This window comes from Aeromicrobium flavum (genome assembly GCF_007992115.1).
Taxonomy (GTDB): Bacteria; Actinomycetota; Actinomycetes; order Propionibacteriales; family Nocardioidaceae; genus Aeromicrobium; species Aeromicrobium flavum.
Genome location: NZ_BJZQ01000020.1, coordinates 18,515 through 41,521, shown reverse-complemented (window position 1 = coordinate 41,521; position 23,007 = coordinate 18,515). Strand labels below are relative to the sequence as shown.

The 23,007-nt window shown below is 70.6% G+C and carries 23 protein-coding genes and 1 pseudogene; 7 read left to right on the top strand and 17 right to left on the bottom strand.

The window, feature by feature from the left end:
* Positions 1-67: 67 nt before the first annotated feature.
* The 8 genes from AFL01nite_RS14240 to AFL01nite_RS14205 form a co-directional block, all read right to left on the bottom strand.
* On the bottom strand, positions 68-1,495 hold the full coding sequence (locus AFL01nite_RS14240; RefSeq protein WP_146828527.1) for an SDR family oxidoreductase: 1,428 nt from the start codon (positions 1,493-1,495) through the stop codon (positions 68-70).
* Positions 1,496-1,642: 147 nt separating this feature from the next.
* The gene (gene ilvD, locus AFL01nite_RS14235; protein ID WP_146828525.1) at positions 1,643-3,337 is read right to left on the bottom strand and encodes a dihydroxy-acid dehydratase; all 1,695 of its coding nucleotides are present in this window, start codon (positions 3,335-3,337) and stop codon (positions 1,643-1,645) included.
* Positions 3,338-3,378: 41 nt separating this feature from the next.
* Positions 3,379-4,071: a hypothetical protein gene (locus AFL01nite_RS14230; RefSeq protein WP_146828523.1), complete on the bottom strand. Its 693-nt coding sequence runs from the start codon at positions 4,069-4,071 to the stop codon at positions 3,379-3,381.
* Positions 4,071-4,685: a SatD family protein gene (locus AFL01nite_RS14225; protein ID WP_246119734.1), complete on the bottom strand. Its 615-nt coding sequence runs from the start codon at positions 4,683-4,685 to the stop codon at positions 4,071-4,073. The genes AFL01nite_RS14230 and AFL01nite_RS14225 overlap by 1 nt, the downstream gene beginning before the upstream one ends.
* Positions 4,686-4,737: 52 nt before the next feature.
* The gene (locus AFL01nite_RS14220; protein WP_146828519.1) at positions 4,738-5,736 is read right to left on the bottom strand and encodes a patatin-like phospholipase family protein; all 999 of its coding nucleotides are present in this window, start codon (positions 5,734-5,736) and stop codon (positions 4,738-4,740) included.
* A gap of 98 nt (positions 5,737-5,834) precedes the next feature.
* A complete protein-coding gene (locus AFL01nite_RS14215; protein WP_146828517.1) occupies positions 5,835-6,095 on the bottom strand; it encodes a Txe/YoeB family addiction module toxin in 261 nt (86 codons plus the stop codon).
* Positions 6,092-6,343, bottom strand: a complete 252-nt coding sequence (locus AFL01nite_RS14210) for a type II toxin-antitoxin system Phd/YefM family antitoxin (RefSeq protein ID WP_146828515.1) — start codon at positions 6,341-6,343, stop codon at positions 6,092-6,094. Before AFL01nite_RS14210 ends, AFL01nite_RS14215 begins: the two co-directional genes overlap by 4 nt.
* A gap of 81 nt (positions 6,344-6,424) precedes the next feature.
* Positions 6,425-7,264, bottom strand: a complete 840-nt coding sequence (locus AFL01nite_RS14205; protein WP_146828513.1) for a helix-turn-helix transcriptional regulator — start codon at positions 7,262-7,264, stop codon at positions 6,425-6,427.
* 144 nt (positions 7,265-7,408) lie between these two features.
* On the opposite strand from AFL01nite_RS14205, the pseudogene AFL01nite_RS14200 reads away from it, so the two are divergent.
* The 4 genes and pseudogenes from AFL01nite_RS14200 to AFL01nite_RS14190 all read left to right on the top strand — a co-directional run.
* Positions 7,409-7,932, top strand: a pseudogene (locus AFL01nite_RS14200) (SDR family oxidoreductase); the annotation flags it as partial.
* Positions 7,933-7,971: 39 nt separating this feature from the next.
* The gene (locus AFL01nite_RS15655; RefSeq protein WP_371862840.1) at positions 7,972-8,151 is read left to right on the top strand and encodes a hypothetical protein; all 180 of its coding nucleotides are present in this window, start codon (positions 7,972-7,974) and stop codon (positions 8,149-8,151) included.
* Between the two features lie 416 nt (positions 8,152-8,567).
* Positions 8,568-8,918 (top strand): nuclear transport factor 2 family protein, encoded by a 351-nt coding sequence (locus tag AFL01nite_RS14195; RefSeq protein ID WP_146828511.1) that lies wholly within the window; start codon positions 8,568-8,570, stop codon positions 8,916-8,918.
* A gap of 90 nt (positions 8,919-9,008) precedes the next feature.
* Positions 9,009-9,812, top strand: a complete 804-nt coding sequence (locus AFL01nite_RS14190) for an alpha/beta fold hydrolase (RefSeq protein ID WP_146828510.1) — start codon at positions 9,009-9,011, stop codon at positions 9,810-9,812.
* A gap of 143 nt (positions 9,813-9,955) precedes the next feature.
* On the opposite strand, the gene AFL01nite_RS14185 is transcribed toward AFL01nite_RS14190, so the two are convergent.
* Genes AFL01nite_RS14185 through AFL01nite_RS14175 form a run of 3 tightly spaced genes read right to left on the bottom strand, consistent with a single transcriptional unit; the run spans position 9,956 to position 12,283 of the window.
* Positions 9,956-11,416, bottom strand: coding sequence for a protein adenylyltransferase SelO (locus AFL01nite_RS14185; protein ID WP_146828508.1), 1,461 nt, complete (start codon positions 11,414-11,416; stop codon positions 9,956-9,958).
* A gap of 32 nt (positions 11,417-11,448) precedes the next feature.
* Positions 11,449-11,928, bottom strand: coding sequence for a pyridoxamine 5'-phosphate oxidase family protein (locus AFL01nite_RS14180; protein WP_146828506.1), 480 nt, complete (start codon positions 11,926-11,928; stop codon positions 11,449-11,451).
* Between the two features lie 52 nt (positions 11,929-11,980).
* Positions 11,981-12,283, bottom strand: a complete 303-nt coding sequence (locus tag AFL01nite_RS14175) for a DUF1540 domain-containing protein (protein ID WP_146828504.1) — start codon at positions 12,281-12,283, stop codon at positions 11,981-11,983.
* A gap of 134 nt (positions 12,284-12,417) precedes the next feature.
* On the opposite strand from AFL01nite_RS14175, the gene AFL01nite_RS14170 reads away from it, so the two are divergent.
* Positions 12,418-13,623 carry an HNH endonuclease signature motif containing protein gene (locus AFL01nite_RS14170; protein ID WP_186813962.1) on the top strand — a complete coding sequence of 402 codons (1,206 nt, stop codon included), beginning with the start codon at positions 12,418-12,420 and terminating at the stop codon, positions 13,621-13,623.
* A gap of 6 nt (positions 13,624-13,629) precedes the next feature.
* Here the strand turns inward: AFL01nite_RS14170 and gatB are convergent, their stop codons facing one another.
* The 4 genes from gatB to ligA form a co-directional block, all read right to left on the bottom strand.
* On the bottom strand, positions 13,630-15,132 hold the full coding sequence (gene gatB / locus AFL01nite_RS14165; RefSeq protein WP_146828500.1) for an Asp-tRNA(Asn)/Glu-tRNA(Gln) amidotransferase subunit GatB: 1,503 nt from the start codon (positions 15,130-15,132) through the stop codon (positions 13,630-13,632).
* Positions 15,129-16,634, bottom strand: coding sequence for an Asp-tRNA(Asn)/Glu-tRNA(Gln) amidotransferase subunit GatA (gene gatA, locus AFL01nite_RS14160; protein WP_146828498.1), 1,506 nt, complete (start codon positions 16,632-16,634; stop codon positions 15,129-15,131). The genes gatB and gatA overlap by 4 nt, the downstream gene beginning before the upstream one ends.
* The gene (gene gatC / locus AFL01nite_RS14155; RefSeq protein WP_146828496.1) at positions 16,631-16,933 is read right to left on the bottom strand and encodes an Asp-tRNA(Asn)/Glu-tRNA(Gln) amidotransferase subunit GatC; all 303 of its coding nucleotides are present in this window, start codon (positions 16,931-16,933) and stop codon (positions 16,631-16,633) included. Before gatC ends, gatA begins: the two co-directional genes overlap by 4 nt.
* Before the next feature lie 120 nt (positions 16,934-17,053).
* Positions 17,054-19,330, bottom strand: a complete 2,277-nt coding sequence (gene ligA / locus AFL01nite_RS14150) for an NAD-dependent DNA ligase LigA (protein WP_146828494.1) — start codon at positions 19,328-19,330, stop codon at positions 17,054-17,056.
* A gap of 94 nt (positions 19,331-19,424) precedes the next feature.
* Between ligA and AFL01nite_RS14145 the strand changes: the two genes are divergently transcribed.
* Complete coding sequence (locus AFL01nite_RS14145; protein WP_146828492.1) at positions 19,425-20,426, top strand: DNA topoisomerase IB; 1,002 nt, start codon at positions 19,425-19,427, stop codon at positions 20,424-20,426.
* Positions 20,427-20,430: 4 nt separating this feature from the next.
* Here the strand turns inward: AFL01nite_RS14145 and AFL01nite_RS14140 are convergent, their stop codons facing one another.
* On the bottom strand, positions 20,431-21,363 hold the full coding sequence (locus AFL01nite_RS14140; protein WP_246119731.1) for a uroporphyrinogen decarboxylase/cobalamine-independent methonine synthase family protein: 933 nt from the start codon (positions 21,361-21,363) through the stop codon (positions 20,431-20,433).
* Between the two features lie 41 nt (positions 21,364-21,404).
* On the opposite strand from AFL01nite_RS14140, the gene AFL01nite_RS14135 reads away from it, so the two are divergent.
* The gene (locus AFL01nite_RS14135) at positions 21,405-21,932 is read left to right on the top strand and encodes a GNAT family N-acetyltransferase (protein ID WP_146828488.1); all 528 of its coding nucleotides are present in this window, start codon (positions 21,405-21,407) and stop codon (positions 21,930-21,932) included.
* On the opposite strand, the gene AFL01nite_RS14130 is transcribed toward AFL01nite_RS14135, so the two are convergent.
* Positions 21,920-22,984, bottom strand: a complete 1,065-nt coding sequence (locus AFL01nite_RS14130; RefSeq protein WP_371862839.1) for an NAD(P)-binding domain-containing protein — start codon at positions 22,982-22,984, stop codon at positions 21,920-21,922. The two genes, AFL01nite_RS14135 and AFL01nite_RS14130, sit on opposite strands and share 13 nt — an antisense overlap.
* Between the last annotated feature and the right edge of the window lie 23 nt (positions 22,985-23,007).

Here is a 23,007-nt window from a genome sequence, read left to right as displayed (position 1 = left end):
GCCAGGCGGGCCCGCAGATTCGCTCAGCGAATCGGCGGGAGTGAGCGCGAGGAACGAGCGCGCCCGCCTACCACGGGAAGGGCTCGAAGTCCTTCAGGAAGACGCCGTGCAGGTCGACGCCCTCCTCGCCCTGGACGATCGGGTCGTAGACGCGCGCCGCGCCGTCGACGAGGTCGAGCGGGGCCTTGAAGCCCTCCTGCGCGAGCCGCTGCTTCGTGACGTGCGGGCGCTCGTCGGTGATCCAGCCGGTGTCGACGGCCGTCATGAGGATGTCGTCGGCCTCGAACATCTCGCGGGCGCTGGTGCGGGTGAGCATGTTGAGCGCCGCCTTGGCCATGTTGGTGTGCGGGTGGCCCGGGCCCTTGTAGCCGCGCGAGAACTGGCCCTCCATCGCCGAGACGTTGACGACGTACTTGCGCCGCGCGGCGGACGCGGCCATCGCAGGACGGAGGCGGCTGATCAGGATGAACGGCGCGACGCTGTTGCACAGCTGGACCTCGAGCAGCTCGAGGGCGTCGACCTGGTGGACGGCCTGGACCCAGCTGTTGGTGTCGACGAGGTCGGGCAGCAGGCCGCCGGCGTCGATGCGCTCGAGATCGGCCGAGCCGGCCTGCAGCGCGAGGGACGTGAGCTCCTCGGCCGTGACGGCGTCGCCCGCGAGCGCCGGGTGCGACGCGACCGAGCCGACGAGCGAGGCGGGGTGCGCGTCGCTGGTGTGACCGAAGGTGACCAGCTCGGGGACGAAGCCCTCGGGCAGCGGCTGCGCCTCCGCGTCGGCGATGGCCTGGTACGCGCCAGGCTGGCGCTTGACGGTCTGGGCGGCGTTGTTGATGAGGATGTCGAGCGGGCCGGCAGCGGCGACCTCGTCGGCCAGGCCGATGACCTGGGCCGGGTCGCGCAGGTCGATGCCGACGATCTTGAGCCGGTCGATCCACTCCTCGCTGTCGGGCTGCGCCTGGAACCGGCGCACGGCGTCGCGCGGGAAGCGGGTGGTGATGGTCAGGTGCGCGCCGTCCCGCAGCAGCCGCAGCGCGATGTACATGCCGATCTTGGCGCGGCCGCCGGTGAGCAGGGCGCGACGGCCGGTGAGGTCGGTGCGCTGGTCACGCTTGGCATGACTCAGCGCGGCGCACTTCGGGCAGAGCTGGTGGTAGAACGCGTCCACCACCGTGTACTTGTCCTTGCAGATGTAGCAGCCGCGCGGCACCTGCAGGACGCCCGCGGAGGCGCCTCGGGCGTTGGAGACCAGCGGGATGCCGGCGGTCTCGTCGTCGATCCGGCGCGGCGAGCCCGTGGCGGTCAGCGCGACGACGCTGCGGTCGGCCTCGTTGACGGCGTCGCGCTTGGCCCGGCGGCGCTGCTTCTTGACGTCCTTGTAGAACTTGCCGCAGGCACGACGCAGGGCCACGTACGCCTCGTCCTCGTCACCGAGGTGCTGCGCCTCGCCGAGCACCTTGAGGGCGGTCGCGAGTTCGTCGTCGGTGAAGTTCGGCACCGGACGATTCTACGGTGCGCTCCCGGGCCGAATCCCCCGTGGGCGGTGCGGGTGGTCCCACCGCCCGCCGAGAGCGGTGAGCCTGGTCCCACACCCGCTCTCCGGGTGGGACCAGGCTCACCGCCTCCGTGGCGACTCCGTGGCGACTCAGCCCGTGACGGCGCCGTGCGCGGCCGAGCTGACGAGCTTGCGGTACTTGGCCAGCACGCCGGAGGTGTACTTGGGCGGGTTCGGCTCCCAGCCCTCCTTGCGCTGCTCGAGGTCGGCGTCGTCGATCTCGACGTCGAGGCGCTTGTTCGCCACGTCGAGCGTGATCGGGTCGCCGTCGCGGACGAACGCGATGGGGCCGCCGTCGACGGCCTCGGGCGCGACGTGCCCGACGCACAGGCCGGTGGTGCCGCCGGAGAAGCGACCGTCGGTGAGCAGCAGGACGTCCTTGCCGAGACCGGCACCCTTGATGGCGCCGGTGATGGCGAGCATCTCGCGCATGCCCGGGCCGCCCTTGGGGCCCTCGTAGCGGATGACGACGACGTCGCCGGCGACGACGGTGCCGTCCTCCAGCGCGTCCATTGCGGCGCGCTCGCCGTCGAACACGCGGGCGGTGCCGCGGAAGACCGACTCGTCGAAGCCGGCGCTCTTGACGACCGCGCCCTCGGGAGCCAGCGTGCCGTGCAGGATCGTCAGGCCGCCGGTCTTGTGGATCGGCTTGTCGAGCGGGCGGATGACGTCGCCGTCGAGGTCCAGCTCGATGTCGGCCAGGTTCTCGGCCATGGTCTTGCCGGTGACGGTCATGACATCGCCGTGCATGAGACCCGCGTCGAGCAGCGCCTTCATGATCACGGGGATGCCGCCGACCTTGTCGACGTCGTTCATGACGTAGCGGCCGAACGGCTTGAGGTCGCCCAGGTGCGGGACCTTGTCGCCGACGCGGCTGAAGTCGTCGAGGGTCAGCGGGACGCCGGCCTCACGGGCGATCGCCAGCAGGTGCAGCACGGCGTTGGTGGAGCCGCCGAGCGCCATGACGACGGTGATCGCGTTCTCGAAGGCCTCGAGCGTCATGATGTCGCGGGCAGTGATGCCCTTGCGGAGCAGCTCGACGACGGCCTCGCCGGACTTCTTGGCGTAGTCGTCGCGGCGGCGGTCGGGGGCCGGCGGCGCGGCCGAGCCGGGCAGGCTCATGCCGAGCGCCTCGGCGGCCGAGGCCATCGTGTTGGCGGTGTACATGCCGCCGCAGGCGCCCTCGCCGGGGCAGATCGCGCGCTCGATCTTGTCGACCTGCTCGCGGGAGATGAGGCCCTTCATGCACGCGCCGACGGCCTCGAAGGCGTCGATGATCGTGACGTCCTTGCCGTCGACGCTGCCCGGCAGGGTGGAGCCGGCGTAGAGGAAGACGCTCGACAGGTCGAGGCGGGCGGCGGCCATGAGCATGCCGGGCAGGCTCTTGTCGCAACCGGCCAGCAGGACGGAGCCGTCGAGGCGCTCGGCCGACATGACGACCTCGACCGAGTCGGCGATGACCTCACGGCTGACGAGGGAGAAGTGCATGCCCTCGTGGCCCATGCTGATGCCGTCGGAGACGCTGATGGTGCCGAACTCGAGCGGGTAGCCGCCGCCCGCGTGCACGCCCTCCTTGACGGCCTTGGCCAGGCGGTCGAGCGAGAGGTTGCAGGGGGTGATCTCGTTCCAGCTGGACGCGACACCGATCTGGGGCTTCACCCAGTCGTCGTCCCCCATGCCGACCGCGCGGAGCATGCCGCGGGCGGCGGTCTTCTCCAAGCCGTCGGTGACGTCGCGGCTCCGCGGCTTGATGTCGATCTCGGGGGTGTCGGGGGTCTCGGCCATAACGGCATCGTACGACCGGCTCCCGACACGCCTGCGCCCGGTCAGAACAGGGGCACGAGCGCCAGGGCGAGGAACCAGCTGACGAAGCTGCCGACGAGGACGTACTCGGCGCGCGAGCCGTCGCCCTCCTCATCGTCCACGTCGCGCGAGATCTCGGGGAACCGCAGGATGCCCTTGGCGGCGAGGATCGCGGCCACTCCCCCGTAGTTGCCGCCGACGGCGAAGGCGAACACCATGACCCTCTCGAGGGGGCCGATGACGCGGCCGCCCTTGAGCCGGCGCTCCTCCTTCAGCAGGCCGCGGCCGACGTGGTCGAGCACCTCGCGCACGACGGCGTTGGCCGGCCCGATGAGCGCGACGGCCACGACCAGCGCCAGGACGAACTCGTCGAGGCCCACGCCGAGCAGGCCGGGGACGCCGAGGTCCTCGAACCAGTCGAGCAGCGGCGGACGGTCGCGGTCGATGAACGGCGACGCCACGAGCGCCAGCACGGCGGCGACGCCCGAGGCGATCATGCCGGGCACCCGCCACGACGGGAGGGTGCGAGCGCTGGCCCACCACAGGCCGACGACGGCCGGCAGCCACCCGGCCGGACCGTAGCCGAGGCCGTGCGCGACGAGGCCAACGACGGCGATGATCGCCACGACCTCGAGGGCGATGACCCACAGGGTGTCGATGTGGCGCAGGTACTCGGCCAGGCAGATGGCCAGCAGGACGAGGGCGAGCAGCGCCATCAGCGCACCTCGTCCAGACCCTCGACGACCGCGAGTGCGCCACTGCGGCGCAGGGACTGCGAGACGGCCGAGGCCGAGATGCCCTCCTGCTCGGCCAGCTCACGCTGGGTGCGGCCCTGCAGCAGGCCGAGCACCAGCCGTCGCTGGCGGCCGTCGAAGCCGCTGACCACGTGGTCGCGGACCATCAGATAGGCGTTCACCGTTCCCCCTTCGTGCACCCACGTGCGCAGGCCGGACTGGCGTCCGGCGCGCTGCTCGACCTCGCCGATCGCGTCGCGCGCGTTCCACCAGGCCGGGCCGTCCTGGGTGAGACCGTACTCGGAGCGACCGACGACTTCGATGGTCCCGAAGCCGATGCCCACCCGCGCGTCCATCTCGGGCGGCAGTGCCAGCCGGACGACCAGCGCGGCGAGCATGGCCTGCGCGACGGTCTCATGGGTCGACTGGAACTCGTCGCCGATCGTGGGTGCGGGGGCCTGGATCGACGGCACGAGGTCGCGTGCCAGCTCCAGCGCCGCGATGAGCGACTGCTGGGCACCGATGCGCGAGACGGCGCTGCGCGAGGCGACGAGGTCGCCGATCAGCGCCGCACAGGGTGAAGGTGACGCCTTCATTTCCACGAAATGAAGCATATACCTTTATTCAACGGAAATGAAGATCATGGCTTCACTGGGTGTGGACCGGCTCCGACGCCTGAGGCCCGGCGGGGTGCTTGGCCACCCACGTCGTCGCCGCCTGGTGGCCCGCCTCGAACAGGCTGGTGCGCTGCTCGGTCGTGAGGTCGAAGTCGGTCCAACGGACGCCCTTCGGCTTGGCGAAGATGCTGCGGTCGATCGCGGCCGGGTCGCTCACGTGGCGCACCTGGGTGGAGTCGACCGTGGTCTTGATCAGGTTCGTCAGCAGCGACACCGGCGACGTGACGGGCTTGGCCTTGGCCCGCTCCCCCGCCGGCGAGCTCAGCCGCACGCCCAGCGTCGGCCACCGGCTGGGCTTGCCGTCGTTGCGGTCGAAGATCTCGATCGGATAGCTGCGCAGCAGGGACCCGTCCGCGAGCGTCAGCATCCCGTACTTCGACTTCAGCCGGACCGGCTCGAACAGGAACGGGATCGCGGCCGAGGCGCGGACCGCCCGGGCCACCGAGTACTCGTCCGGGTCCTTGCCATGGGCGGCCAGGTCCCACGGCAGGAACATCGCCCGTTGGCGGGACAGGTCGCTGGCGGTGATCACGAGCCGGTAGGACTGGCCCGGGGGCAACGCGCTGCCGGGGTCATCGAACGCCAGGTCGCCGAAGTTCTTCACGCCGAGATCGGCCAGCACGCCGCGCGTCCAGTCCTCCATGTGGCGGCCCGGGTGGGCACCGAGGTGGAAGAGCGCACCCCACGCGTCGGCGCCGCGAGGCCACCACTTCAGGAACCTCGCGCCCGGACGCCGGTCGAGGAACGCCATGTAGTCGATCGTGCGCATGATGTCGTCGACCCGGCTGAACGGCTCGTTCGCATGCTGCATCGCGGCCATGATCGCCCCGACCATCGCCCCGGCGGACGAACCGCCGATCCGGGCGAAGGAGTAGCCGTTCTCGACCAGGGCCGTCGCGGCGCCGACGAGGGCGATGCCCTTGACTCCGCCGCCCTCGAGGACGAGGTCGATCGTGCGCTTGTCATCCACGCTTCGACTCTAGGTCGTGGCCGAGCCTGCGGCTCGGGGGCCGGCAACCCTTGTATTCGGGATGTGTCCACTCGTCCCATACGCGACAGCGACTGCGGTCAGTCGCTGTAGTGGTATCGACACGCGGCAATACGAATGTCGTCGTCCGCGATCTTGTACACGAGTCGGTGCTCGTCCGTGATTCGTCTCGACCAGTAGCCCTGGAACCCGTGCTTGAGCGGTTCGGGCTTCCCGATGCCCTCGTTGCCGTTCCGCTCGATGTCGCGAATCAGCAGATTGACCCGCTTCAGGACCTTGCGGTCCTGTTGCTGCCACCACAGGTAGTCCTCCCACGCGGCCGAGCTGAAGACGATGCTCAATCGAGCAGTTCCTGCTCCGTGCCACGTCCGGCCTCGAGCTCCTCGATGGAACCCAGGAGTCGTCGAGCGTTGGCCGGGTTGCGTAGCAGGTAGGCGGTCTCCTTCAAAGACTCGTAGTCGTCGAGGGAGACGATGACCGCCGGCTCGTGGCCGGCCCGCGTGATGACGATCTCCTCGCGATCGTCCACCACGGAATCGAGAACTTCCGCGTACCGCTTGCGTGATTCGCTGTACGACATGGTCTTCATGGCGCCTCCTTGAGTACAAGAAAGTGTACGTCAGGACCCTGCCGTCGCCAAGGCGTCAGTCGAGTCTGTCGGGCCGCTCGGTCAGGCGCGCATTTCCTGCTTGCCGATGACCCCGAGCAGCTGCAGCCTCTCGTGGCTCTCGCTGCCCGGGGTTGCCGTGAACACGAGCAGCGTCTGGTCCTGGTCGGGGTCGAGCAACGACTGGCAGTGCAGCTCCAGTCGGCCGACCTCGGGATGGTCGAAGCGCTTCTGGTCGGTGTGCTGGAGGCCGACCTCGTGCTGGCTCCAGACCTCGACGAACTCCGGGCTCTGCTCCAGCAGGCTGGCCACCACCGCCGCGGCGCGCGAGCCCGGGCCATGCGGGGCAGCGGCGCTACGGAGCTGGGCGGTGAACACCGCGCCGTAGTGCGCGCGATCCTCCTCGGGATAGATCAGCCTCGACGTCGGGTCGGTGTACCAGCGGTAGACGTTGCTGCGTGCGAGGCCGGTGAAGTGCGTCTGGTCGCCGAGCAGAGCCACCGCGGGCGCGGTCTGGATGAGCGTGGCGTCCGGACCAGCCATGACCTGGGCCGGGGTGTCGGCGAGCCGGTCGAGCACGCGCATGAGGCCGGGGCTGACGTGGTCGCTGCGCCGCGTCCGGCGGGGTGCGGTGTGCCCGACCAGGGTGAAGAGGTGGTCGCGCTCGGCCAGGGTGAGCCGCAGCGCCCGCGCGATGCCCTCGACCATCTGCTCCGACGGCTGCGGCCCGTCACCGCGTTCCAGTCGGGCGTAGTAGTCGGTCGACATGCCGGCGAGCTCGGCGACCTCCTCGCGCCGCAGGCCCACCGCCCGGCGGCGCGGGCCGCGGGAGAGCCCGACGTCCTCCGGCTGCATGACCTCGCGCCGCCTGCGCAGGAAGTCAGCCAGCTCAGGGCTCTTCATGGGTTCCTCCAGTGATGGGCGGGGTGTCCAGTCTCGCGCAGTCCCCCACCCTCAACCACTGACCGTCGATCAGTGGTTCGACCGTCACTGGTGCCCGTTCCCGCCGGCCGATGGACTGAAGGTCCCCACGCGAGAAGGAAGACCATGAAGACCACGAACAACACCATGCTCATCACCGGCGGCACCTCGGGCCTCGGCCTGGGACTGGCACAGCGGTTCCACGCCCTCGGCAACACCGTCATCATCGCCGGCCGCCGAGCGGACCTGCTCGACGAGACGGTCGCTGCTCACCGCGGGATGGAGTCGGTCGTCCTGGACGTCAGCGATCCGGAGTCCATCGCCTCGGCGTACAAGAGCGTCACGGCCGCGCACCCCGAGCTCAACGTGCTGATCAACATGGCGGGCATCATGCTGCCGGAGAACCTGCTCGACGGCAGTGCGCTGCCGGTCGCCGAGGACACGATCACCACCAACCTGCTGGGACCCATCCGGATGCTGAACGCCTTCGTGCCGTTTCTGGTCGGCCGGGACGACGCCGTCGTCATGAACGTCTCGTCGGGCCTGGCGTTCGTCCCGCTGCCTTCACACCCACGTACAACGCGACGAAGGCAGCCATCCACTCGTACACGCAGAGCCTGCGCGTGCAGCTGGCCGACACCGGGGTCCAGGTGCTCGAGCTGGTCCCGCCGGCGGTCCAGACGCCACTGTTGAGCCAGACCGAGGACGACCGCGCGATGCCGCTCGCGAGGTTCTTGACCGAGGTCATGACGCTGCTCACCGACCAGCCTGACGCGGACGAGATCCTCGTCGAGCGCGTCAAGTTCCTGCGCTTCGCCGAGGCCGAGGGCCGGTTCGACGACGTGCTGGCGGTGCTCAGCTCTCATTGAGGCGCAACGAGAACCGGCCGTCCGGCGGTGGCGCCATTTCGCCCACTGAAACGCACTTCCGACCGATCACATCGCTCGTCCGGTGGACAACTCCTTGGAGGCTGCGGATGGCGAAAACTGGGCAGCCGAGCGGTTGCGGCCCAGGTGACGCCGATCGGGTAGACGCTTGTCGACGACAAGACTGATTCCTTGGCGCCGATGCGCGTGGGCGTCGACGGATTCCTCCGGTGTCACATTGGAAGCGGGGGTGTCCTTCGTGGACGGCGCGTGGCCAGAGACCGTCACCGAGCGCCATCCAGGTGTACGGCCGAAGGAACATCCGCTCCTACCGATGGCACACTGTCATCGGCGGTGAGGAGCGACCCTCTCTGCGTTGAGACGTCCGCGAGGGGGCGCATGTGAACGCTTGCGAGCTCATGACGCGCCTTTGTGACGTCATTGACGCGCACGACTGGGATGCACTGCCCGCGCTTCTGCACGACGACTTCATCTGTCGGTACGTCCATACGGGCGAGACGTTCGGTCGTGATTCATGGGTGCGACTGAACGCCGAGTATCCCGGCTTCGACCACATGGTCCTGGAGGACCTGGTGGGATCCGACAAGCGAGCGGTGGGTCGCTGTCAGGTCACGGTATTCGTGGAAGGCCGGCTCGTCCATTTCGAGGTGGCCACCTTCATCACCGTTCGCGACGCTCGAATATCGGAGATGACGGAGGTCTGGACCGACGTCGCTCTCACGCCAGACCCAGGGACTAGGCCGAACTGACACCGGCAGCACGCCTGCCGTGATGTGTGCGTCCCACCACCGCCTGTGCCTCTGGAGCCCAACCGTGATCGGCCCGAGTACTTTGGAGAGGTGCAGCTTGTCGAGGCGGGGGGTCTCACGATCGCCTACCAACGCGACGGCGAGGGACCGCCCTTGGTCTTCGTCCACGGCGCGGCTGAGGACAGCCGAATCTGGGCACCTCAGTTCGCGGACCTGACCGACGAGTTCACCGTCATCGCCTGGGATGAACCGGGGGCCGGCAGTTCATCGGATCTCCCCGACGACTTCGACCTGGCGGATATCGCGGATGGACTCGCCGCATGGCTCGAGACCCTCGATCTCGGGCCGGCTCACATCGCAGGCCTCTCCTGGGGAGGCACGGTGTTGCTCGAGCTCTACCGCCGTCACCCTGCGCTCGTCGCGACCCTGATCCTGATCGGCACCTACGCCGGGTGGAAGGGGTCGCTGCCCGCAGAGGAGGTGCGGGCACGGGTTGCGAGCACGGACAGGATGCTCTCCGTCCAGGGTGAGGTCTTCGACCCCACCCTTCCCGGGCTCTTCGCCAACGACCCGCCGGCAGAGTTCGTCCCCCTGCTCGCGGCCATCGCTGCCGATGTCCGACCGGACACCCTTCGCATCGAGTTGCCGATCATGGCCCAGACAGATCTCACCGACCTGCTACCTCAGATCGCCGTCCCCACCCTGCTGGTCTGGGGACGGCAGGACGTTCGCTCGCCCCTGAGCGTCGCGCACCAGTTCCACGAGGCGATCCCGAATTCGACGCTCGTCGTGATCGACGACGCCGGGCACCTGAGCCATCTGGAACGGCCCGAACAGGTGAACCGGGCCGTGCGCGAGTTCTGTCATACCGATCCGCCGTCGCGTGCGCGCTAGGCGAACGTCGCCAACGGCTGCGTCACTTCACCGCAAATGGGGCGCTGAGTCGCCCAGAAGGCACGCGCGGCCGGTGCCAGCGATCACCGGGTGCCCTGGGTTTGGTGCGTACGCAGTCCGCGGGACGAATCGCTGACAGTCCGTCAGGTGCCGCAGTACGTGACGTATCGCCCGAAGTCCTCCGGCGCTGGCGCGGCGTATCGCTCAAGGCCGGGACGCTCCTCGAACGGGCGCTGAACGACCTGCAACAACTGCTGGACCGGGCCCAGATCGCCGGTCGTCGCGGCCTCGAGCGCTTCCTCCACGAGATGGTTCCGTGGGATGTGGACGGGATTGGCGCGGTCCATTGCGGCCGGGTCGGGACCGACCGCCTGCCAACGCGACAGCCACTCGTCGATCGCCGCCAGTTCGATGAACAGCCCGCGAAAGGGCTCTGCATCACCGCGGGCCGCCGACCCCAGGGCGCGGAAGCCACTGGTCCAGTCGACGTGGTTGCTGTGAAGAAGAGCTAGCAGCTCCTCCCCCAGCTCCGCCGCGACGGCGTCCTCCAAGCCCTCGGGAAGACCGAGCTTGGCTCGCAGACCCGCCGCATACGTGGTCGCGTACCTCGGGGCGAACGTGCCGAGCGATTCCATCGCGAGCTCGACCCCGGTGTCCTGGTCGTCCGCGAACAACGGCAGCAGCGACTCCGCGAATCGCGCGAGGTTCCACTGGGCGATCGCCGCCTGGTTGCCGTAGGCATAACGCCCTTCGACGTCGATCGAGCTGTAGACCGCGCCCGGGTCGTACGCCTCGATGAACGCGCACGGCCCGTAGTCGATCGTCTCGCCGGAGATCGTCACGTTGTCGGTGTTCATGACGCCGTGGACGAACCCGACGAGCATCCACCGCGCCACGAGGTCGGCCTGCGCCTCGACCACAGCCTCGAACAGCGCCCGGTACGGGTTTTCGGCACGGGCGGCCCCCGGGTGGTGGCGCTCGATCGCGTGGTCAGTGAGACGTCGCAGCAGCTCCAGGTCGCGGGTCGAAGCGACGTACTGGAAGGTGCCCACGCGGAGGTGACTGCTCGCCACCCGGGCCAGCACGGCGCCGGGCAACATCGTCTCGCGGCGCACGTCGCGTCCGGTGGCGACCACCGCCAGCGAGCGCGTCGTCGGCACGCCGAGGGCATGCATCGCCTCGCTGATCACGTACTCGCGCAGCATGGGTCCGACGGCCGCGAACCCGTCGCCGCCACGAGAGAACGGCGTGCGCCCGGAACCCTTCAGGTGGAGGTCGAGGAGCCGTCCCTCGCGGTCGGTCAGTTCACCCATCAGCAGCGCTCGACCATCGCCGAGCCGCGGCGAGTAGCCGCCGAACTGGTGGCCGGCGTAGGCCTGGGCGACGGGCGTGGCATTTGGCGGCACCGAGGTGCCGGTCAGCAGTCCGACGCCGTCGGCGGTGCGCAGTGAGGCCGCGTCCAGGCCGAGCTCGGCGGCCAACAGATCGTTGAGCACCAACACCTTCGGGTCCGGTGTCTGCTCGGCCTGCCACGCCACGGCCAGCTCAGGGAGCTCCGTCGCGAAGCGGTTCGAGAGCTGTGCCGTCACGGGAGTCGTTGTCACCTTGTCCAGCGTACGGACGTCACGAGACCCGCTCAGAGACCGATGGTGCCGCTGTCGCCGAGATCAGGCTGCTGGTCGGTGACGAGCCCCTTCACCAACTGAACAGCCGCGCTGACCTTGCCCGGGGACTCCCAGTACTCGGCGGAGGTGGCGTCGATCCGGAGGGCGATGTTGTCGGGGTCCTCGGGGCCGCCGGACATGAAGGCGCCGGCGGACGCGTCCCACAGATCCTCGACCTTGCCGCGGTTCTGCTCGACGTGGGCGGTGCCGCTGAGGGAGACCCACCCGGCGTCGCTGGAGTACGAAACGTTCACCCGCGGATCGGCAGCCAGAGCCTGCACCTTCTCGCTGCTGGCCTCGGTGAGGAACCACGTGGTGCCGGGGTGCTCGAAGTCCTGCGTGCCCATCGGGGTGGACACCAACGTGCCCTCCCGGGAGACGTAGGTCAGGACGGCGATGCGGGTGTCGCGCATGATCTTCGTGACGGTCTCGAGCTGGTCATGGTGAGTCATGCTTCGAGCCTCGCACCGCCTCCGGAGTCGCGCCTCCCGGAGACGGTGACGCTCAGGCGACGCGGTGGTACGTTAGGCAGTCGGCCGGGTCGGCGCCCGGTCCGACGCGGATCGAGTCCGCGTGACACTCCAGGGCGTCGTTGTGGGTGCAGTCGACGCGGTGGCAGGCGCCGACCATCGCCGTCGCGGTGGGCAGGCCACCGGTCATGCTGATGTCGATGAAGGTGCCGCAGCCGGCCGAGCCGGCCGACGAGCCGGTGATGCTGATGGCTCCGGCGTGACACTCCGAGTCGGCGTTGTACGAGCAGCCCGCGACCGCGCAGTCGTGGACGGGTGGCATTTCGGTGATCGACATGTTCGCCTCCGGCAGTGGTCGTGTCTTCGACGGTACGACCGCCACCCCGCACTGAGGGAAGACTCAGAACGCAGGCAATGTGGACAGATCCCGAGCCCTCAAGTTCTGTCGGTGGGGCCCACTACGTTGGTTGCATGAGTTCGGGAGGCATCGCCACGGTGTGCGACATCGCACGTCGCCGTCGCGCGATGGCGGAGTTCGAGGAGTGGTCGGTCGTCGTCACCCACCACGCCGAGCGGACGGCCGAGATCGACCGAACCGACGACATCGTCCTGTCCAAGGAGCTCGCCCGGCGTGAGGTCGTGCTCGACCTGGCGCAGGCCTTCAACGTCACCGAGCGAGCGATCTGGGCGATCATCTTCGAAGCCGAGGCGCTCCGTGAGCGCACGCCGGCGGTGTGGGAGGCGTTCCGCGCCGGCGACCTCGACGCGGCACGCGTCTCCGCGATCGCCGACTGCGCCGAGCGGCTCCAGACCCGTGAGGCGTGGGCCAAGCTCGAGCACTCCGCGCCCGAGTACGCGGCCACCCACACCGTGGCCGAGCTCCGGTCCTGGCTGCGGCGCCTGCGCGCCAGGCTCGAGCCCGAGGAGACCAAGAAGGAGACCGCCCGCGCCATCGACGACCGGCGCGTCTCCATCACCCACAACGACGACGGCACCAGCTGGCTCAACGCGCTGCTGCCCACCGGCGTGGCCCTCGCCGTCGGCGACCGACTCCGCAAGGCCGCCAACGCGCTGCCCTCGATCGATCCCGACACCGACGAGAAGGACCGCCGCACGCGCGACCAGAAGATGGCCGACCTGCTCGCCCACTGGCTCACGTGCTCCGAGGGCACCCACACCGACATCCGCGCCGAGATCGCGATCAGCATCGCCGCCACCGACCTCATCGGACTGACGGACGGTCCCGGCCTCACCCACGACGGCGAGCCGGTCGGCAGCGAGTGGGTCCGCGAGCTGGCCCAGTCCGAGCACGCGATCCTCAGACGCCTGGTCCTCGACCCCGTCGGCGAGGTGCTCGACACCACAGTCCTCAGCTATCGACCACCCGAGTCGCTGAGAAAGGCACTGCGATGGCGCGACGGGACCTGTCGCGTCACCGGGTGCCGGGCACCGGTCCACGAGACCGACCAGGACCACGCAATCGACTACGACTCAGGCGGCGCGACCTCGGCGTCGAACCTCCGCTGCCTGTGTCGCAAGCACCACAACATGAAGTCCCACGGTCACCTGGACGACCGGCACCTCGACACGCCACGGCGCTACGTCGAGCGCTACCTGCCGTGCCCGCCGGTCGTCACCGTGATCGACTTCGTCGACCCCTACCGACTCAACGCCTGAGCACGCTCAGGACAGCTTCTCGAGGATCAGCTCGCGCACCCGGCCGGCGTCGGCCTGGCCGCGCATCTCCTTCATGACGAAGCCGATGAGCGCACCGGCGGCGGCCTGCTTGCCGTCGCGGATCTTCTGCGCGGCGTCGGGATCGTTGGCGATGGCGCGGTCGACGGCGTCGCCGAGTGCTCCGTCGTCGGAGACGACCTCGAGCCCCCGGGAGGCGACGACCTCCTCGGGCTCACCCTCACCGGCGAGCACGCCCTCGAAGACCTGGCGGGCCAGCTTGTCGTTGATGCGCTTGGCGTCGATGAGGCCCTGGATCTGCGCCACCTGGGTGGGCGTGATCGGCAGTGCCGGCAGGTCCTTGCCCTGCTCGTTGGCCGTGCGGGCCAGCTCGCCGAGCCACCACTTCTTGGCGGCCTGCGGAGCCGCACCGGCGGCGATCGTCTCGACCACGAGGTCGAGGGCGCCCGCGCCGACGGTGTCGCGCATGTCGAGGTCGCTGAAGCCCCACTCGGACTGCAGGCGCTTGCGACGCTCGGCCGGCGGCTCGGGCAGCGTGCCACGCAACTCCTCGACCCACGCCGGGTCCGGCGCCACGGGCGCGAGGTCGGGCTCGGGGAAGTAGCGGTAGTCGTCGGCGTCGGACTTCGGGCGGCCCGCGGACGTGGTGCCGTCGGACTCGTGGAAGTGACGCGTCTCCTGCAGGATCGAGCCGCCGCCGTCGAGGATCGCCGCGTGGCGGCCGATCTCGTAGCGCACGGCCCGCTCGACCGAGCGGAACGAGTTGACGTTCTTGGTCTCGGTGCGGGTGCCCAGCTGGTCGGAGCCGAGCGGCTTGAGCGACAGGTTGACGTCGGCGCGCATCGAGCCCTGATCCATGCGCGCATCGGAGACGCCGAGCGCCACCATGAGGTCGCGGATCTGGTTGACGAAGGCGCGAGCCACGGCCGGGGCCTTGTCGCCGGGGACCTCAATCGTGCGGGTGACGATCTCGATCAGCGGGATGCCGGCGCGGTTGTAGTCGAGCAGCGAGTGCTCGGCGCCGTGGATGCGACCCGTGCTGCCGCCCACGTGCAGCGACTTGCCGGTGTCCTCCTCCATGTGCGCGCGCTCGATGTCGATCCGGTACGTCTCGCCATCAACGTCGACGTCGATGAAGCCGTCGAACGCGATCGGCTCGTCGTACTGCGACGTCTGGAAGTTCTTCGGCATGTCCGGGTAGAAGTAGTTCTTCCGCGCGAACCGGCACCACGGCGCGATCTGGCAGTTGAGCGCCAGACCCATGCGGATCGCCGACTCGACGGCCTTGGCGTTGACCACCGGCAGCGCGCCGGGCAGGCCCAGGCACACCGGGCAGACCTGCGTGTTCGGCTCGGCGCCGAACTCGGTGGGGCAGCCGCAGAACATCTTCGTCGCGGTGTTGAGTTCGACGTGGATCTCCAGGCCCATGACCGGCTGGTACCGGCTCAGGGCCTCGTCGAACGGGACGAGCTTCGTGGCGGTGATGCTCATCGGGCGACCTCCAACTCGGGTGCCTGGGCGGCGAACGGGCGACCGTCGCGCTCGGCGATGAAGCGCTCCAGGGCGGCGCCGGCGTTGTAGAGCCGGTCGTCGGCCATCGCGGGGGCGAGGAACTGCATGCCGACAGGGAGGCCGTCGGACAGGCCGATCGGCAGCGAGATGCCGGGCACTCCCGCGAGGTTCGCCGGGATCGTGGCGATGTCCTGCGCGTACATGGCCAGCGGGTCGTCGAGCTTCTCGCCCAGCGGCCACGCGACCGTGGGCGACGTGGGCGAGGCCAGGACGTCGACCTTCTCGAACGCGGCCTCGAAGTCGCGCGCGATCAGCGTGCGCACCTTCTGGGCCGAGCCGTAGTAGGCGTCGTAGTAGCCGCTCGACAGGGCGTAGGTGCCCAGGATGATGCGGCGCTTGACCTCGTCGCCGAAGCCGGCGTCGCGCGAGGCGGCCATGACCTGCTCGGCACTGGGACCGTCGATGCCCTCGGGCGCGACCCGCAGGCCGTACCGCATGGCGTCGAACTTGGCGAGGTTGCTGCTGACCTCACTCGGCATGACGAGGTAGTACGCGGCCAGGCCGTGCGCGAAGCTGGGGCACGAGACCTCGACGATCTCGGCGCCGGCCTTCGCCAGCAGCTCGATGGACTCCTCGAAGCGCTGGCGGACGCCGGGCTGGAAGCCCTCGCCGCCGAGCTCGGTGACGACGCCGATCCGCAGGCCGGCGACGTCGGCGCGGCGGGCCGCGGCGACGACGGGCGGCACCGGGACGTTCAGGCTGGTGGAGTCGCGGGGGTCGTGGCCACCGATGACCTCGTGCAGCAGGGCCGCGTCGAGCACCGTGCGGGTGACCGGACCGGCCTGGTCGAGGCTGCTGGCCATGGCGACGAGGCCGTAGCGGGAGACACCGCCGTAGGTGGGCTTGACGCCGACCGTGCCGGTGACGGCGCCGGGCTGGCGGATCGAGCCGCCGGTGTCGGTGCCCACGGCGAGCGGAGCCTCGAACGCGGCCACCGCAGCGGCCGAGCCGCCGCCGGAGCCGCCGGGGATGCGGTCGGTGTCCCACGGGTTGCGGGTGGGCCCGTACGCCGAGTGCTCGGTGGACGAGCCCATCGCGAACTCGTCCATGTTGGTCTTGCCGAGGATCGGCAGGCCCGCGGCCTTGAGCTTCGCGACGACGGTGGAGTCGTACGGCGGAATCCAGCCCTCGAGCATCTTCGAGCCGCACGTCGTGGGCAGGCCCGTGGTCGTGAGGACGTCCTTGACGGCGATCGGCACGCCGGCGAGACCGTGCAGGGACTCGCCCGCCTCGCGGCGGCGGTCGACGTCAGCCGCGGTGGCGAGAGCGCCCTCGGCATCGACGTGCAGGTAGGCGTGGATGCGGTCGTCGACGGCACCGATGCGATCGAGGTGCTGCTGCGTGACCTCGACCGACGTCGTGGAGCCGTCGGCCAGGGCCGCGGCGATGTCGGCCGCGGTCGAACGGGTCAGGTCGCTCATTCTTCTCCCAGGATCTTGGGCACGAGGAAGCGCTGCTCCTCGCTGGCGGGAGCACCGGCGAGCGCCGCCTCGGGCGTCAGGCTCGGTGTCACCTCGTCGGGGCGGAACACGTTGGTGACCGGCACGGGGTGGCTCATGGCAGGGACGTCGTCGCCGGCCGCCTGCTGGACGACCTGGACGTAGTCGAGGATCGCGGGCAGCTCGGCACCGAGGCGATCGAGCTCGGACTCGGACAAATCGATCCGCGCAAGACTCGCCAGATGGGCGACGTCATCGCGGGAGATCTCGGGTGACGACATGGATTTCATCCTAGTGGGGCGGGTCGACATGCCGGACGCCGGTCGCCGGGCGCTGGCAGTGACGTTTGCGGGGTCCTCACCGGCGTGTCGACCCCCCAAACGTCACTCCCAGCGCTCCGGTCAGGCCAGGGCGTCCGGGCCGCCGTCGAGCAGCTTCTTGAACTGGGCCTCGTTGAGGATGGTGAGGCCGAGGTCCTCGGCCTTGGCGGCCTTCGAGCCGGCGTTCTCGCCGACCACGACGTAGTCGGTCTTCTTGCTGACCGAACCCGAGGCCTTGCCGCCGGCGGCGATGATCGCCTCCTTGACCGAGTCGCGGGTGAAGTCCTCGAGTCCGCCGGTGACGACGATCGTGAGTCCGTCGAGCACTCCCCCGGCGGTCGACGCGGCGCCCGGGCCGGGGTGGTCGGGGATCGCGAAGCGGACGCCCGCGGCCCGCCACTGGTCGACGATGTCGCGGTGCCAGTCGACCTCGAACCACGCGATCACCGAGTCGGCGATGATCCCGCCGACGCCCTCGACCGCCGCGAGCTCGTCGCGGGTGGCTGCGCGGATCGCGTCGATCGAGCCGAAGTACTGCGCCAGGGCGCGCGCGGCGACCGGCCCGACGTGGCGGATGTTGAGCGAGACGAGCTGGCGCCACAGGTCCTTGGTCTTGGCCTTCTCGAGCTCGTCGAGCAGCACCTGGGCCTGCTTGGACGGCTCGCCGGTCTTGACCCGGAACGGCGTGCGCACGACCGGCTCGCCCGTCTTGTCGTCGAGCTTGGCCTCGCCGGTCTCGGCGTCGCGCACGGTGACCTCGATGGGGACGAGCTGCTCGATCGTGAGGTCGAACAGGCCGGCCTCGGAGTCGAGCGGCGCCCCGGTGCCCTGTGTGAGCGCGGCGGCCGTGACCTCGCCGAGCGCCTCGATGTCGAGGGCTCCGCGTGAGCCGACGTGCTCGACCCGGCCACGCACCTGGGCCGGGCAGGTGCGGGCGTTGGGGCACCGCAGGTCCTTGTCGCCCTCCTTCATCGCCCGCAGCGGCGTGCCGCACTCGGGGCAGCCCTCGGGCATGACGAACGCACGCTCGCTGCCGTCGCGGCGCTCGACCACCGGGCCCAGCACCTCGGGGATGACGTCGCCGGCCTTGCGCAGCACGACGGTGTCGCCGATCAGCACGCCCTTGGCCTTGACGACGTCCTGGTTGTGCAGCGTGGCCTGCCGCACGACGCTGCCGGCGACGCGCACCGGCTCCATCTGCGCGTACGGGGTGGCCCGGCCGGTGCGGCCGACCGACACGACGATGTCGAGCAGCGTGGTCTGCACCTCCTCGGGCGGGTACTTGTAGGCGATCGCCCAGCGCGGCGCCCGGCTGGTCTCGCCCAGCTCGGGGTGCAGCGCCAGCTCGTCGACCTTGACGACGAGACCGTCGATCTCGTGCTGGAGGGAGTGGCGCTGGCCGCCCAGCTCGGCCACGCGCTCCAGCACGTCGTCGACGCTGTCGAACACCCGCGTGTTGGGGCTGGTGGGCAGGCCCCACTCCTGCAGCAGGTCGTAAACCTCGCTCTGCGCGTTGACCGGCGGCCGCTCCCACGCGCCGATGCCGTGGACGTAGAGACCCAGCACCGCGATGCGCTCGTGGCCGGCCTCGAGCTCGAGCCCGGACTTCTTGTCGAGCTGCTGGCGCAGGCCGCCGCTGGCGGCGTTGCGCGGGTTGGCGAACGCCGGGAAGCGCCGGGCCGCGCTGGCGGTGGCGCGCTCCTCGTCGACGCCGCGCTTCAGCGACTCGGCCACCGCTCGGTCGCGCAGCTCGGCCTGGAACGCGTTGAGCCGCTCGAACTCCTCGATGCCGATGAAGACCTCGCCGCGCACCTCGACCAGCGGCGGGTGGCCCTCGCCGTCGAGGTGCTTCGGGATGCCCGCGACCTTGAGCGCGTTGACCGTGACGTCCTCGCCGACCCGACCGTCGCCGCGCGTGGCAGCGGTGACGAGCACCCCGTTCTCGTAGCGCAGGTTGATCGCGAGGCCGTCGATCTTGGCCTCGCTGAGCCAGCGCACGGACCGCCCGGCGGCGCGCTCGGTCTTGGCGCACCAGTCGCGCAACTCCTCGGGCGAGAAGACGTTGTCGAGGCTGAGCATGCGCTCGGCGTGCTCGATCGGGGGCAGCGCCGACGTGGTGGGCGCGCCGACGTTGAGGGTGGGCGAGTCCTGGCCCTGCAGCTCGGGGTGGAGCCGCTCGAGCTCCTCGAGGCGGTGCATCCAACCGTCGTACGTGGCGTCGTCGACGAGGGACGTGTCCTGGCCGTAGTAGGCGTCGCGCGCACGCTCGATCTGCTCGGTCAGCTCGGCCGCCTCGGCCCGGGAAGCCTCGGCTCCGGGGTCCTCGTCGGGCACTCCGTCTTCACGCGATTCCGCCATGGCGCCGAGCCTAGTGCGACCCTCGGACACCGACACGACGACGCCGCCGCTCCGCCGACTTGCCGCTGCCGCCGACCGATCTAGGGTGCGGAACATGAGACTGCGCCGCGTGACGACCCGGACCCGGGGGTGGACCCGGCGACGTGCCGGTCGTGGCTGGACCTACCGCGACGAGTCCGGCTCGGTCGTCACCGGCGAGGAGCGCGAGCGCGTCGAGAGCCTGGCGATTCCGCCGGCGTGGCAGGACGTGTGGATCAGCCCCTGGCCCAACGGCCACCTGCAGGCCACCGGGGTGGACGAGGCCGGCCGCACCCAGTACCTCTATCACCCCGAATGGGTCCGGCAGCGCAACGTCGAGAAGTTCGACCGGGTCAGCCAGATCGCCCGCGAGCTGCCGAAGCTGCGAGCGCTCGTGACCGACCACGTCACGGCCTCCGACGGGTCGCGCGAGCATGCCGCGGCCGTCGCGGTGCGCATGCTGGACTCGGGCTCCTTCCGCGTCGGCAACGACGTCTACGCCAAGCAGGGCAGCTTCGGGTTGACCACCCTCGAGCGACGGCACGTCCGCGCGAAGGGGGACGCGCTGCTGTTCACGTTCGTGGGCAAGTCCGGGGTCGAGCACAGCGTCCTGCTGGAGGACGAGCCGGTCGTGGACGCCATCAACCGGATGCGCCGCCGGCGCGGGGGCGGACCCCGGCTGCTGGAGTACCGGTCGCAGCGGTCGCGCTACTTCCTCGACTCCTCCGACGTGAACACCTACCTGCGCGAGCAGAGTGGCCTCGAGATCACCGCGAAGGACCTGCGCACCTGGGCCGCGACCGTGCTGGCGGCCGAGGTGCTGGCACTCTCCGACGAGCCCGGCGACACGAAGGCCTCACGCGAGCGCGCCGTGCGGAGCGCGATGACCGAGGTGTCCCTCGCGCTGGGGAACACCCCGGCCGTCGTGCGCAGCTCCTATGTCGATCCGCGCCTGGTGAGCCTCTACGAGTCCGGCACGGTGATCCCCCGTCAGTCGTTCGAGCAGGAGATCGACGCGCTGGAGCGGCGGAACGCGATCGAGCGGGAGACGCTGCGGCTGCTGCGCGACGCCGACTGAGCGCTCAGCCGAAGGACGCGGCCGCGGAGACGGCCGACTCCAGGGCCCGCCGGGTCTCCGGGGGCGTGCGGCCGGCGAGGCCGCAGGCGGGGGTGACGGCGCCTCGGCCGGCGAAGGACTCCACGGCGAAGCCGAGCCGGCCCATGAAGTCCTCGACCGCGGGGGCGTCCGCGCCGCCGAACCACAGGTCGGTGCCCGACTCGAAGACCTCGGCCCACACGTCGGACGGCTGCGCGAGGGAGACGTCGAAGGCGATCGCCTCGAAGCCGGCGCCGGCCAGCAGGGAGACGGGCACGTCCGGGGCGCAGGTGTGCACGACGGGTCGCGCGCCGGCCGCGCGGATCGCGTCGACGACGGGACGCAGCAGGGCGTCGGCCACGGGTGCGTCGATCGAGCGGTGCCGGCCGAACCCGCTGGCCGTGGGGATCGAGCCCGCCAGCACGGCGGTGATCGCGGGCTCGTCGACCTGGATGACGAGCTCGCCGGCGAATCGGCGGCGGAGCTCGGCGACGTGGTCCACCAGCGCCTCGGCGAGGGCGTCGGCGAGCTCACGCCGGGCCCCGTGGTCGGCCGTGACCTTGTCGCCGCGCGGCCGCTCGACGGTGGCCGCGAGCGTCAGCGGACCGGTGACCTGCTGCTTGACCACGACCTCCTGGCCGTCCAGCAGCTCCTCCAGGAGGTCCAGGTCCTGGCGGAGCGCAGACCGCGCCCGGCGCTGATCCATCCCCTCCCCCGGCGCGAGCCTCCAGCCGGCGGGCTGCAGGTCGATCGGCAGCGGCACGAGGCCGAGCGTGCGGCCGAGCATCCCCGACGGGGCGCCGCGGTCGGGCAGCTCGGGCACGAACACGATCCCCTCGGCTCCGAGGGTCTCGACGACGTACCGGGCGACCGGTGCGAACTCCTCGCCCGGCATCGATCCGATCCCTGTGGCTCGCATGCCCACGATCATCCCCCAGCCGACCTTGCGAGAATCATCCGGTGACCGTCCGACCCGCCACGCCCGCCGACCTGCCCGAGCTGGCCGACCTCGCCGCGCGCACGTTCCCGCTCGCCTGCCCGCCCGACATGCCGGAGACGAGCATGGCCGCGTTCATCGCGCAGCACCTCTCGGTCGAGCGGTTCGCGGAGTACCTCGCGGCGCCCGAGGCCGAGGTCCTGGTGGCGGAGGACGACAGCGCCCTCAGCGGGTACACCCTCACCTTCGCGCGCGAGCCGTACGACGAGCACCTCGCGTCGCTGGTCCGCCAGCGCCCCACGGTCGAGCTCAGCAAGTGCTACGCCGACCCGGCCGCCCACGGCACGGGCGTGTCCGCCGAGCTCATGACGGCGGTCGTCGAGGCCGCCCGCACTCACGGTGCGGCCAGCGTGTGGCTCGGGGTCAACGGCCGCAACGCCCGGGCGCAGCGCTTCTACGCCAAGCACGGGTTCGAGGTGGTGGGCGAGCGGCGCTTCGTCGTGGGCGACCACACCGAGGACGACCTCGTCCTGGAGCGTCAGCTGGCCTGAGCCGCGGCCTTCTCGAGACCACGGGCCACCGCGCGGGCCGCCACCCGGCCGGCCCGGTTCGCGCCGATCGTGGAGGCGGACGGGCCGTACCCCACGAGTTGCACCCGCGGATCGGCGACGGCCGTGGTGGAGGTGGCGGTCGTGTCGCCGAGCTGGATCCCGCCGAGCGGCGAGCGCAGCCCGAGCGGGGCGAGGTGCTCGACGTCGGGACGGAACCCGGTGGCCCAGAGGATCACGTCCACGGGCTCGAACGTGCCGTCGGCCCAGCGCACGCCGTCGGGCTCGATCCGGCTGAACATCGGCCGGCGCTCGTAGGCGCCCAGGCGGGCCGCCTCCTGCTCCTGCGGGCGGAGCATGAGGCCGGTGACGCTCACGACGCTGCGCGGCGGCAGGCCCTTCCGCACCCGCTCCTCGACGAGGGCCACGGCGGCACGACCCGCCTCCGCGTCGAACTCCTCGGTGCGCCACACCGGCTCGCGGCGCGTGACCCACACGGTGTCGGTGATCGGCCGCAGCAGGCCCAGGAACTGCACGGCCGACAGTCCCCCGCCGACCACCAGCACCCGGCGGCCACGGAAGTCCTCGGGATCGCCGAACTCGGCCGTGTGCAGCTGCTCGCCGCGGAACTCCTCACGGCCCGGGTAGTACGGCACGAACGGTCGGCGCCATGTGCCGGTGGCGTTGACGAGGGTGCGGGCGTGCCAGACGCGGCCGTCCGCGGACTCGACCCGCAGCGCGCCGTCCTCGTCGCGCACCGTCCGCACGGTGACGGGACGGACGACCGGCAGGTCGTTGCGTGCCTCGTACGCGTCGAAGTAGCCGGGCACGAACGTGTTGGCCGCCTCAGGCCCGTGGACCGTCGGCAAGGGCGCGTCCGGCAGGTCGGCGACCCCGTGCACGTCGGCCATGGTCAGCGCGTCCCAGCGGTGCTGCCACGCCCCTCCCGGCATCGGGTTCGCGTCGAGGACGAGGTGCCGCACGCCGAGCCGGCGCAGGTGGAACGAGGTCGACAGGCCGGCCTGGCCGGCTCCGATGACGATGCTGTCCCACACGCCCAGGTCAACGCCGCCGGGAC

Coding starts and splice junctions, on each gene's coding strand:
- ilvD (WP_146828525.1), bottom strand. CDS start 3,337: ATGGCCGAGACCCCCGACACCCCCGAGATCGACATCAAGCCGCGGAGC.
- AFL01nite_RS14230 (WP_146828523.1), bottom strand. CDS start 4,071: ATGGCGCTGCTCGCCCTCGTCCTGCTGGCCATCTGCCTGGCCGAGTAC.
- AFL01nite_RS14225 (WP_246119734.1), bottom strand. CDS start 4,685: ATGAAGGCGTCACCTTCACCCTGTGCGGCGCTGATCGGCGACCTCGTC.
- AFL01nite_RS14210 (WP_146828515.1), bottom strand. CDS start 6,343: ATGAAGACCATGTCGTACAGCGAATCACGCAAGCGGTACGCGGAAGTT.
- AFL01nite_RS14205 (WP_146828513.1), bottom strand. CDS start 7,264: ATGAAGAGCCCTGAGCTGGCTGACTTCCTGCGCAGGCGGCGCGAGGTC.
- AFL01nite_RS14195 (WP_146828511.1), top strand. CDS start 8,568: ATGACGCGCCTTTGTGACGTCATTGACGCGCACGACTGGGATGCACTG.
- AFL01nite_RS14180 (WP_146828506.1), bottom strand. CDS start 11,928: ATGACTCACCATGACCAGCTCGAGACCGTCACGAAGATCATGCGCGAC.
- AFL01nite_RS14175 (WP_146828504.1), bottom strand. CDS start 12,283: ATGTCGATCACCGAAATGCCACCCGTCCACGACTGCGCGGTCGCGGGC.
- AFL01nite_RS14170 (WP_186813962.1), top strand. CDS start 12,418: ATGAGTTCGGGAGGCATCGCCACGGTGTGCGACATCGCACGTCGCCGT.
- gatB (WP_146828500.1), bottom strand. CDS start 15,132: ATGAGCATCACCGCCACGAAGCTCGTCCCGTTCGACGAGGCCCTGAGC.
- gatA (WP_146828498.1), bottom strand. CDS start 16,634: ATGAGCGACCTGACCCGTTCGACCGCGGCCGACATCGCCGCGGCCCTG.
- gatC (WP_146828496.1), bottom strand. CDS start 16,933: ATGTCGTCACCCGAGATCTCCCGCGATGACGTCGCCCATCTGGCGAGT.
- ligA (WP_146828494.1), bottom strand. CDS start 19,330: ATGGCGGAATCGCGTGAAGACGGAGTGCCCGACGAGGACCCCGGAGCC.
- AFL01nite_RS14145 (WP_146828492.1), top strand. CDS start 19,425: ATGAGACTGCGCCGCGTGACGACCCGGACCCGGGGGTGGACCCGGCGA.
- AFL01nite_RS14140 (WP_246119731.1), bottom strand. CDS start 21,363: ATGCGAGCCACAGGGATCGGATCGATGCCGGGCGAGGAGTTCGCACCG.